This window comes from Haladaptatus sp. W1, assembly GCF_001723155.1.
In the GTDB taxonomy this organism is placed as follows: Archaea; Halobacteriota; Halobacteria; order Halobacteriales; family Haladaptataceae; genus Haladaptatus; species Haladaptatus paucihalophilus.
This window is the reverse complement of the sequence record NZ_MEIH01000008.1, coordinates 1-11,428: the sequence shown is the minus strand read 5'-3', so window position 1 is coordinate 11,428 and position 11,428 is coordinate 1. Positions and strand designations below refer to the sequence as shown.

At 60.8% G+C, this 11,428-nt stretch carries 8 protein-coding genes and 2 tRNA genes; 6 read left to right on the top strand and 4 right to left on the bottom strand.

Going from position 1 to position 11,428, the window contains the following annotated elements:
• From BG842_RS00335 to BG842_RS00320, 4 genes are all read right to left on the bottom strand, one after another.
• Positions 1 to 1,817, bottom strand: a 1,817-nt coding sequence (locus BG842_RS00335; RefSeq protein WP_139135963.1) for a DNA-directed RNA polymerase subunit A', incomplete at its 3' end; no start/stop codon positions are given.
• 1 nt (position 1,818) lies between these two features.
• Complete coding sequence (gene rpoB, locus BG842_RS00330) at positions 1,819 to 3,645, bottom strand: DNA-directed RNA polymerase subunit B (protein ID WP_007979677.1); 1,827 nt, start codon at positions 3,643 to 3,645, stop codon at positions 1,819 to 1,821.
• Entirely contained in the window at positions 3,645 to 5,201 is a 1,557-nt protein-coding gene (locus BG842_RS00325; protein WP_007979678.1) for a DNA-directed RNA polymerase subunit B'', read from the bottom strand. Before BG842_RS00325 ends, rpoB begins: the two co-directional genes overlap by 1 nt.
• Positions 5,201 to 5,428: a DNA-directed RNA polymerase subunit H gene (locus BG842_RS00320; RefSeq protein WP_007979681.1), complete on the bottom strand. Its 228-nt coding sequence runs from the start codon at positions 5,426 to 5,428 to the stop codon at positions 5,201 to 5,203. The genes BG842_RS00325 and BG842_RS00320 overlap by 1 nt, the downstream gene beginning before the upstream one ends.
• Before the next feature lie 289 nt (positions 5,429 to 5,717).
• Between BG842_RS00320 and BG842_RS00315 the strand changes: the two genes are divergently transcribed.
• The 6 genes from BG842_RS00315 to BG842_RS00290 all read left to right on the top strand — a co-directional run.
• Positions 5,718 to 5,790, top strand: a tRNA-Asp gene (locus tag BG842_RS00315).
• A gap of 274 nt (positions 5,791 to 6,064) precedes the next feature.
• Entirely contained in the window at positions 6,065 to 6,586 is a 522-nt protein-coding gene (locus BG842_RS00310) for a group I intron-associated PD-(D/E)XK endonuclease (RefSeq protein ID WP_254662791.1), read from the top strand.
• A gap of 2 nt (positions 6,587 to 6,588) precedes the next feature.
• A tRNA-Asp gene (locus tag BG842_RS00305) sits at positions 6,589 to 6,661 on the top strand.
• Positions 6,662 to 7,017: 356 nt separating this feature from the next.
• The gene (locus tag BG842_RS00300) at positions 7,018 to 8,601 is read left to right on the top strand and encodes a COG1361 S-layer family protein (RefSeq protein WP_069449219.1); all 1,584 of its coding nucleotides are present in this window, start codon (positions 7,018 to 7,020) and stop codon (positions 8,599 to 8,601) included.
• A gap of 6 nt (positions 8,602 to 8,607) precedes the next feature.
• Positions 8,608 to 11,058 carry an RND family transporter gene (locus BG842_RS00295; protein ID WP_069449218.1) on the top strand — a complete coding sequence of 817 codons (2,451 nt, stop codon included), beginning with the start codon at positions 8,608 to 8,610 and terminating at the stop codon, positions 11,056 to 11,058.
• Positions 11,059 to 11,085: 27 nt separating this feature from the next.
• Positions 11,086 to 11,428, top strand: a 343-nt coding sequence (locus BG842_RS00290; protein WP_342764789.1) for a universal stress protein, incomplete at its 3' end; no start/stop codon positions are given.

The following is an 11,428-nucleotide window of genomic DNA, read 5'->3' as shown; positions in this document are numbered from 1 at the left end:
ATCCGCGTCGCACGGAGCAGGTCGAGCGCCTGCGTCTCGTTGAAGTGCGGGTTGTGGTGGGTGAGGAGATACGTTCCCGAGATGTGGTCCTGAATCGCGCCGATGATGTTCTCACCGAAGCGCGGGGAGATGATTTGTTCCTGCACGCGCATGAGCACGCGCGCCTCCGCGCGTGCCTCCTCATTCTGGAGGGCGTGCATGTTCATCTCGTCCCCGTCGAAGTCGGCGTTGTACGGCGGACAAACGACGGTGTTCAGCCGGAACGTCTTGTACGGCATCACGACCACTTCGTGGGCCATGATGGACATCCGGTGCAGCGACGGCTGTCGGTTGAAAATAACGATGTCGCCGTCGATGAGATGTCGGTTGACCTCCCATCCCGGTTCGACCTTCTCCGCGAGTTCCTCGCAGTTCTTCTCGGTGACCTTCAATCGTCGCCCGTCCGGCCGCTTGACGTAGTTCGCGCCGGGGTGACCCTCCGGTCCGTTTCGAACATAGCGTCGGGCCTCCTCGATGCTTCGCGGCGTGACGTTCATCGTCTGGGTCATTTCGCGGGCGACCCGTCGCGGGACGCCGACCTCGTTCAGCGAGAGCGTCGGGTCTGGCGAGATGACGGTCCGTGCCGAGAAGTTCACGCGTTTCCCGGACAGCGAGCCACGGAAGCGACCTTCCTTCCCCTTCAACCGCTGGGAGAGCGTCTTCAGCGGACGCCCGGAGCGGTGACGGGCGGGCGGCGTGCCCGAAATCTCGTTGTCCATGAACGTCGTGACGTGGTACTGGAGCAGTTCCCACAGGTCCTCGATGATGAGCTGTGGCGCACCTGCCTCGCGGTTCTCCATGAACCGCTGGTTGATGCGGATGATGTCCACCAGCTTGTGGGTCAGGTCGTCCTCGGAGCGCTGGCCGTTGTCCAGCGTGATAGACGGACGAGCCGTCACCGGCGGCACCGGCAGGACGGTCAGAATCATCCACTCGGGGCGCGAGCGACTCGAATCAATGCCGAGCGCTTCGATGTCTTGGTCCGGGATGTCTTCGAACCAGTCGCGGATGTCCGAGGGCATCAGCTTGTTCATGTCCTCGGTCGTCAGGTCGATGGAAAGCGCCTTCTCGATGGCCTTCCGGTCCGCCTCGCGCGGACGGAATTCGCCGGATATTATCTGGTTGATGCGCGAGAGGTCGATGTCCGTCTTGTCCGCGAGTTCCTGTGGCGAGACGGGTTCGAGGTCCTCGTCCTCGTCGCCCTCCTCGTTTCGACCCTGCATCCGGGACGCGATGCGCTCCGAGTATTCGCTCGTGAGCACCTGCTGGACCTCGTAGTAGGTCGTCGGCTTCTCGTGGTTGATGTCGTACTGAATCTCACCACAGTGCGGACACCGGTCCTTCTTCCGCGCCTCTCGAATCGCCGCCTTCGTCACGTCGGTGATGTCGTTGCCGAGTTCCTTCGTCCGCGTGAGCATGCCGTGGTACTTTTCCTTTTCCTCCTCAGTCAGGAGAAGTCGGGAACAGTCGCGGCAGGTACCGCGAAGGAGACGGCGGATGAGTTTCGTGAATCCGACGTGGATGACCGGGGCAGCCAGTTCGATGTGACCGAAGTGGCCGTTACACGAGCCGGAGTGTTGCCCGCACGTCTTACACTCCAGACCGGGGTCGATGACGCCCAATCGCGGGTCCATCAGCCCCATGTCGATGGGGAATCCGTCGTCGTCGTAGGTGTCGGCGGTGATGATTTTCGTCGCCGACATTTCTCGGTACTCCTCCGGGTCCATCAGGCCGAAGCTGACGGAGCCGATCTCCTTGGGAGTTTGATTTGTTGACATTTTAGACTGTATCCTCCAGTTCGAGTCGCGGCGCGATGCCGAGGGCTTTCATCTCGTCGAGCAGGAGCTTGAAAGCGTAGCTCATATCGATTTCGTGAATGTCCGTTTCCTCCTCGCAGTTCGGGCAGTAAACGCGGTTCTGGTCGATGTTCTCGACCGCGCTCATGCCACACTGACCGCAGACGTAGATCCACTCGCGGTCGGAGGAGTCGAGAAGCCGTTCTTTGAGCGCCAGTGCCGCGCCGTGTCCGACGAAACAGTCACGCTCCATGGTCCCGATTCGGAGACCACCTTCGCGGGCACGACCTTCCGTCGGCTGGCGCGTCAGCACCTGCACCGGGCCGCGCGACCGGGCGTGGAGTTTGTTCGACACCATGTGGTAGAGCTTGTGATAGAGAATGGTGCCGACGAAAATCTCCGCCTCGATCTTCTCGCCCGTCACGCCGGAGTACATGATCTCCTTGCCGGACGACTTGTAGCCGCGCTCTTGCAGCGCCGAGCGGAGTTCTTCTTTGTCCTCGCCGGAGAAGGCCGTCCCGTCGACGCGGCGACCTTCCATCGCACCGACCTTTCCGCCGATCATCTCCAGCACGTGACCGACCGTCATGCGCGACGGCAGCGCGTGCGGGTTGACGATGAGGTCGGGAACGACACCCTCCTGCGTGAAGGGCATGTCCTCCTGCGGCGCGATGTGGCCGACGACACCTTTCTGCCCGTGCCGCGATGCGAATTTGTCCCCGAGTTCGGGAATTCGCTCGTCGCGCACCGACACCTTGGAGAGCTTCGAGCCGTCCTCGCCCTCCATCAGCGTCACGGTGTCCACGACGCCGGATTCGCCCGAGCGCATCGTAACGCTCGTCTCGCGGCGTTTCTGCGGCGACAGTCCGCCCATGTCGTCCGGTTCTTCGAGGAACCGGGGCGGACTTGTCTTGCCGAGCAGAACGCTGTTTTCGTCCACGCGCGTCTCGGGGTTGACCAGTCCGTCCTCGTCGAGGTGCGTGTACGCGTCCTCGCCACGGGCACCGCGAACGTCGTCGCTCGGAATCTCGAAGCGGTCCTCCTGTCCACCGGGGTAGCGACGTTCTTCACCCTCGTAGGTCCGGAAGAAGTGCGAACGAGCGAGCGCGCGTTCGACCGAGCCTTTGTTCATGACGAGCGCGTCCTCGATGTTGAACCCTTCGTAGCTCATGACCGCGACGGTGAAGTTCTGAGCGGCGGGTCGGTCGTCGAACCCGATCTGCTCCGTCGTCTGCGTCTTCACCATGGAGAGCTGCGGGTAGTGGAAGAGGTGCTGGCGCGTGTCCGGGCGAATTCGATAGTTCGCCGACGGCAGCCCGATGGACTGCTTCATCATCCCCGCACCCATCGTAATGCGCGGGCTGGCGTTGTGTTCCGGGTACGGAATCATCCCGGCACCGATACCGAAGATGAGCTGCGGGTCGATTTCGAGGTGCGTGTGGTCCTCGTTCAACTCGTCGTCGTCGACCGCGACGTAGATGTCCTCTTCTTCCTCGGCGTCGATGAACTCGATTTTACCGCGCTCGACGAGTTCGTCGAACGAGAGGTCGCCCTGGTTGAGCGCCTCGACTTCCTCGTCCGTGATACGAGTCTCGCCGTCTTCGACCACGAGCAGCGGACGGCGGGCACGACCCGCGTCCGCGTTGATGATGACTTCGCTGGTCCGTCCCTTGACCGAGACGTTCACCATCTCGCTCACGTCGCCGCGCCGACGTGCCTCTCGTACCTGATTTGCGAGCTGTTCGGGGTCGGGGTGCGTCCCGACCAAACTGCCGTTGACGTATACTTTCGCTTCTCGTCCCTGACTCATCAGTCTGCGCTCCCTTCGATGCTCTCGATTCCGGGAATCCCCTCGACTCCCATCGACGACAGTTCCTGTTTGAGTTCCTGTTCGTCCTCGATGTTCTGGCTCAGCTCCATCGCCTGCGCGAAGTTCTTCACCAGACCACAGTTCGGTCCTTCAGGCGTCTCGGACGGGCAGATACGACCCCACTGGGTCGCGTGCAGGTCACGCGCCTCGAAGTGAGGCTGGCTCCGCGACAGCGGACTGCGGAGACGGCGAAGGTGTGACAGCACACCCATGAAGTCCGTCCGGTCGACCAACTGCGAGACGCCGGAGCGGCCACCGACCCAGTTCCCGGTCGCAATCGGGTGTTCGAGACGTTCGGTGAGAACGTCGGACCGAACCACCGTGTTCACGGACAACTGCCGGTTGCGCATGTTCGCGCGTTCGAGCTGGTACTTCACGTCGCGCGCCAGTTTGTTCAACGCCGTGCGGAACAGGTCCTTCATGAGGTCGCCGGAGACCTTCAGCCGCTTGTTGGCGTAGTGGTCCTTGTCGTCGGAGTCGCGGCGTCCCAACGCAAGTTCGAAACACGCCTCGGCCATCCGAGCGAGGTAGTACGCCTTGTTGATGCGCACTTCCTCCTCCTCGACACCGTCCTCGTGGAGGTGCGGCAGGAGATAGCGGTCGATGACGTAGTTCGCACGCTTCAGCTGGTAGTTCTTGCCCTGTCCGGAGGCGACCCGCTTCCCGAGGGTTTCAATGGCCTCCTCTTGGGTCTGGACTTCGGCGGCCTCCAGGTTTTCGAGCATGAACTTCACGATCTCCGGGTCGTCGGAGACGCGGTGGACGATCTCTTCGTCGGATTCGAGTCCCAGCGCGCGAACGAGCGTGACGAAGTTCACGCGTCCGGACACCGACGGGAACGACACTTCGAGCAGGCCGTCGCGCGAGCGCTCGACGAGAACCAGCGCGCGGTAGCCGCGGCGTTGGCTGAACGTCTTTGCGACCTGAATCTCGTCGCCGTACTTCGTGTCGTACTCGGCGAGAATCTTGTTCGGGGCGAGGTCCTCGGAGGTCATCAGCACGCGCTCCGAGCCGTTGACTATGAAGTAGCCGCCGGGGTCGGCGGGGTCCTCACCGATCTCCACCAGGTCCTCCTTGTCGAAGTTGGCGATGTTACACTTCTCAGAGCCGACCATGATCGGCATCCGACCGACTTTCGTCTCGGTGGAGTCGACGACGCGCTTGTCGTCGCCCTCTCCTTTGACGATGGTCATCTCCATGAAAACCGGTGCGGCGTACGTGATGTTGCGGAGGCGCGCTTCCTGTGGATACAGGAGCTCTTCGCTTCCGTCCGCCTCACGTACGCGCGGGGTGACCACGCGAATGTCGCCGAGTTCGACGAACACCGGTTCTTCGCCCTCTTTGTCACCGATGTCCGTGTCGATTATTCCCTTCTCGGTTACGACTTCCTGCATACCGCGATTCAGGAAGGCGTTAAACGAGCGGTAGTGATGCTCCGCGAGTCGTTCTTTCGAGAAATACTCCCTCGATAGTGTGCGTCGATCTTCCTGTTGCATTATTCCACCACGAGTCGATACACGACGGCGTTCTCCGTCGTTCGGGAGTTGCGGACGATTTTGATGACGTCACCCGGCTCTGCGTCGTCCGGCAGCGCGGGGTCGGTCCGCTTGATTTTCGGCAGGTCTGTACTCTTGATGTCGTATTCCGCGAGCACCTCGTCGATTTCGTCCGAATCGACGATTGAGTGCTCCGGAACCATTTTGTGTTGGCTTACGTCTACCATGTGTGCGCGAGTTTCCGGCTAGCGGGAGAAATGGCTATCACGAGATACTACAGGGTATTACACGCAGCACTCATTTAAGACTTGCTAAGTCGGTTCGCACACGCTCGGCTATCCCGAACCTCCGCACAAATGGACGGAAGTTCCCAACTGAACACCTGTATCTACTCCGTTCTGGTATAAATGGTTTGGGCAATCGGGATGTGTTAGCATCCCTCGGTACGAACCCCCACACGGGACGGCTTTGGAAAGCCTTAAGAGTACAAGCCAGAAAGGAAAAGATGCGTTGAAGGCCCGGGTGGTGTAGTGGCCCATCATACAACCCTGTCACGGTTGTGACGCGGGTTCAAATCCCGCCTCGGGCGCTTTCTAACGGAACAACGATTCACGAGCAGTGCATCCGCTATTTCTCGTCTTCGCGCAAACGGGTATTTGGATTTGGCCTTGGACATTACCAGATAGAACAATAACTCGCGTATGGTGAGTCCATCTCTCAACCTCGATGGAAGACGAATTCTGTCTCGGACGTTGTTTGGCTGAATGACGATTAGCGATCTAAGTCAATCACACAATTGAAATCCGCTAACATATCTCACACCGAAATAGTCAATGAGATGGAATCGAGTCTATTTTCAACGGATGTCAGAAGAGAGAGGTAACACAAAAGATCGAGGTGATAAAACAGAGGCGAAGATAATCCACGAGATGATATCCTATGGATACAGCGTTTCAATTCCATTCGGTGACAACGATAAATACGATTTGATAATAGACGATATGGGAGATTTATATCGAGTTCAATGTAAAACCGCATGGCAGAACAAGGAAAAAACGATGCGGTTCAACACTCAGACTCAAACGACAAAGGAAGGGAACTACCACGAGAACACGTATGATGGAGAGATAGACGCGTTTGTTGTTCGGTACCCTGAAAACAAGAAGACCTATTGGATAGCAATTGATGAGGCGACCGAGCAAAAGATGGAACTTCGCTTTGAAGGGGAAATAGACCATCCGTCAATCAATTGGGCGGAGGAGTACGAGTTCACCGGAGAAGTCCCCCGAAAAATAAATCGTACCGGACCCCGCGATAACGGGTGCCAAAGGACGACGAAATCGACACCCCTTAATAAGGGCGGGGAAAAGAAGAAGATGCGTTGAAGGCCCGGGTGGTGTAGTGGCCCATCATACAACCCTGTCACGGTTGTGACGCGGGTTCAAATCCCGCCTCGGGCGCTTTCTAACAGGAACAACGATTCACGAGCGATTTCTCTGTTTCAGTTTTCATCGGTCGAGAAGATTTGAACCGGACCGTGGTTCACATTCCGAAAGACGCAAAGCGTCTTTCGACCCTCGCAAATGCACGCGTTTGCTCGTCCCCGCCTCGGACGCTTTCTAACGGGAACGATACTTCTTCAGCGGAGCGTACGGCATCGCGTTTCGTTTTCGAAATCCGAATATGGTGAGCGAACGAGACACACCATCCGGCATCGTTCGACGGGCCAAACCTATAGGAATCATGACGACGTGACAAGAGAGCGGGGAAAACGAATGGCGCAAATGGGGGAGACGGGTTCGACGGGACGTGACGGATGAACGGTCGAGCCGTCATTTCGATAGGACTGCTGCTGCTGGTCATCCACGGGGGACTGTGGACGGGAACCGCAAATCCGACGAGCGGGGCGGCTATCGAACAGGAAGCACAGACACCGACGGGTCAGTTCAGAATCGTATCGGTCGCCTCGAACGTACCGATAAACGGGACCGGGAACCTCTCCATCACGTTCGAGAACACCGGGGAGGACGTTTCGAACGCGAGCATCTCGGTTCGGTCACCGAACGAAAGCGTTCGGTTCGGACCATCACAGACCGCCCGAAAGCAGGTCGGAAACTGGGCGGCGGGCGAGCGACGAACGGTGAAATACGGCCTCCTCGCGGAGGAGTTCGCCGAAGTCAAGAACTACCCGTTCGAGGCGAACATCTCGTTCACGGCGGGGGACGGGTCGCGGAGGCGGGCGGGACCGTACACGTTCGGCGTACAACCGAGCGAGCGGATTCGACTGGAGCGGTTCGAGGTGACGTCCATCTCCTCGAACGTGCAGGCGGGCGATACGGGAGTGATATCGGTGACCGTGGAGAACACGGGGCGGGACGTGAACGACGCCATCGTGTCGCTTCGGTCCGCGAACGAGCAACTCACGCTCGGCCGGTCGCCCAACGCCAGCCAGTTTGTGAACGAGTGGTCGTCGAACGAACGGCAGACGTTCCAGTATCGGGTGACGGCGAAGAACGATACGGTCGGCGGGAGCTACCCGTTCAGCCTCTCGATTTCGTACCGGGAGGAGGGGACCAGGAATCGGACGGAGCCGCATCTCATCGGCATCATTCCCGACCCGGAGCAGTCGTTCTCGTTCGATACCCTGACCAGCACGTTGCGCGTGGGACAGGAGGGAACCGTGTCCGGGACCGTGACCAACGAGGGACCACAGCGCGCGCCCAACGCCGTCCTCGACCTCACGTCGCAGGGGGAGAACCTCTCGCCGAAGGAGACGGAGTACGCGCTCGGGTCCCTCGATGCGGGCGAATCGACGCCGTTCGAGTACCGAATCGACGTGAGCGACAGCGCCGACCGCGGCCCGCAACAGCTTTCGTTCGTCGTTCGATATCAGAATCAGGACGGCGACCCGCGACAGAGCAAGCCGCTCGACGCGCGGGTTCCAGTCGGCCCGCGACGAGACGAGTTCCGAATCGACGCGAAACGCGCCTCGGTCGAGGCGGGATCGACGGCGACGGTTTCGCTCGTCGTCACGAACAACGACGACCGAACGGTGCGGAACATCGACGCGCAGGCGTTCGTGGACAGTCCGCTGACCATCAACGACAACGGGGCGTTCATCGAGAAACTGGAACCGAACGAATCGGCGACCATCAGGTTCGACGTGAGCGCCGACGGGGGGACGCTCCCGAACGCGTATCCGATGTCGGTGGACTTCCAGTACGACACACCGGACGGGGAGACGAAACTCACCGACACGTACGAGGTTCCGATTCGGGTGACGGCACCGAGGCAGGAGGGCGTGCTGTCGTTTTCGAGCGGAACCGGGAGACTCGTCGCCATCGTCGTGCTCGCCGTCCTGCTCGTCCTCGTCGCCGTCTTCGTCATTCGACGGCGGTGAGTTCCGATGGTGGACTATCAACGCGTCATCGATTGGCTCGACGTGTGGATAGCCGACCGGTCGAAGAGGGTGATACTAGTCTTTCTCGTGCTGACGGTCGTCCTCGGTACCGGGCTCGTTCGCGTTTCGACCGAATCCGGGACGAGCCAGTTCACCGAGGACAGCCCGGCACAGGAGGCGTTCGACGCCGTGAACCGCGAGTTCACGCCGCCGTTCGCGGCGGAGAACGGGAGCACCCAGCTCATCCAGACCGGACGGAACGTGCTCTCGAAACCCGAACTGCTGGCAATGTTGAAGGCGCAGTATCGCCTCGAACGCCGCACCGAATTCCGCGTTTCCTCGACGACGAGCGCGGCGAGAATCGTCGCCGGGACGCTCGACCCGAACGCGACGACGCTCGAAGCGCAGATTCGAACTGTGCGGCGTGCGACCCCGACCGAGGTCGAAACCGCAGTTCGGCGGGCGGCGAAGAACCCCGGCTTCCGCACCTTGTTGAGCAAGGATTTCAACCGTCGGTCGGCTTCCGCGTCGGCGACCATCGGCATCGTCGAGCACGAGATTCCGCGCGGGTTGGCACAGCAGGCGGGTGCCGAATCGAGCGGCGACGATCCGCTGACCCGGATTCAGGTTCGGTCCGAATCGGTCGTCGGAAGCGTCGATAGCGACATTCGGGTGTTCGGGAGCGGCGTCATCTCGTCGGAACTATCGAACGTCACCTTCGACTCGCTCATCATCGTCACACCCGCCGCCGCGGTGCTGATACTCGTCTTTCTCCTCTTCGCCTACCGCGACCCGCTCGACCTCCTGCTGGGCGTCGTCTCGCTGGTGATGACTATCATCTGGACGTTGGGGTTCATGGGGTGGATCGGCATTCCGTTCACGCAACTGCTCGTCGCCGTTCCGCCCCTGCTCCTCGCGGTCGGTATCGACTACGGTATCCACGCCATCAACCGCTACCGGGAAGAACGCGTCACCGGGTTGGACATCAGCCCTTCGATGCGTCGGACGACCGACCAGCTGCTCGTCGCGTTCTTCATCGTCACGGGAACGACCACGTTGGGCTTCGCGTCGAACCTGACGAGTCGTCTCCAACCGATTCGCGAGTTCGGGTTGGTCGCTGCGATTGGCATCGTGGTCACGGCCCTCATCTTCGGCATCTTCCTCCCCGCGGCAAAGGTCACAGCTGACCGGTTCCGGGACCGCGTCGGGCTTCCCGTGTTCGGGCTTCGACCGCTCGGTGAAGAGGGGTCCGCCTTGGGACGACTCCTGCAGGGGAGCGTCACGCTCGCCCGCCGGGGCGCGCCGGTCGTTCTCGCCGCCGCGCTCGTCCTGACGGTCGTTTCGGGCTACTACGCGACCGGCATCGACACGTCGTTTTCGAACGAGGATTTCCTTCCGCCGGAGCAGACGCCGAGCTATCTCCAATCCCTTCCCGAACCGTTCGCGCCGGGAACGTACACCGTCACCGAGACGACGAACTTCCTCGACGAGAAGTTCGCCGCCGTACAGGGGGATACCGTGACGATATACGTGCAGGGGCCGCTCCGCGAGGATTACGCGCTCGAATCGATTCAGCACGCCAACCGTAATCCGCCGAAGTCCTTCGCCCAAGCGGACAGACGGGCGGAGTCCGAGAGTATCATCACCGTCATCCAAAATTACAGCCGTCAGTCGGACGAGTTTCGACGACTCGTCGAGCGAAACGACATCGACGGCGACGGCGTTCCCGACGACAACCTCGGACAGATTTACGACCGGTTGCTTTCGTCCCCCGCTCGCGGGCAGGCACTCCAGTACATCACGGAAGATCAGCGGAGCGCACAGGTCGTCTACACGATGAAAAGCGGCGCGTCGCAGAACGCCATCACCCGCGACGCCCAGCAGGTGGCCGATCGCTACCGTCTCGACGCGACCGCCACCGGCGAAACGGTCGTCTTCCAGTCCATCGCGGCCATCATCTTCGCGTCCGCGCTTCGAAGCCTCGCCACTGCACTCCTCGCCACGGCCATCTTTCTCGCGTTCGTCTATCGCGTCCTCGTCGGCCGGGCCGCGTTCGGCGTCATCAACCTCTTTCCAATCGTCGTCGCGGTCTCACTCCTCGCCGGGACGATGCGGTTGCTCGGCATCCCGTTCAACGCGCTGACCGCGACGGTGCTCGCCATCGCGCTCGGGTTGGGGACCGACTACTCCGCCCACGTCGTTCATCGGTTCACCGACGAATTCGAACACGAAACGGACGTGTTCGCCGCCCTCACGCGCACCGTCCGCGGAACCGGGGGCGCGCTGACCGGCAGCATGCTCACCACGGTCGCCGGGACGGGCATCCTCGTCCTCGCCATCACCCCCGTTCTCGGCCAGTTCGGACTCGTGACCGCCCTGAGCATCTTTTACTCGTATCTCACGGCGGTCCTGTTGACCCCCTCCGTCATCGTCGTGTGGGAGCGGTATTTCGAGTAACACCCACCTTCCCCTCGAACGCCGTGGCTGCAGTACAGTTATTCCGATGCCCACCGAACGTGCGGGAGATGTACGACGAGATACTCCGTTCCGACCGATGGCAGTCCCGAAATCGAAGACGCCATCGCGGAGGCGCTCGACCTCGCGGCGTTCACGGGGGGTCGGATTCACGCGGTGTCCGTCGTCGATACGCGCGAGTACAGTACCCTGTCGGATGCCAAGTGGCTCACCATCGAACGCGACCGAACCGAACGAGGCGAAAGCGCGATTGCGGACGTTCGAAAGCGGGCGGACGAACGGGACGTTCCGGTCGAAACCGAACTCCTGCGAGGGATTCCTCACGAGGAAATCCTCGACTACGCAGACGAGA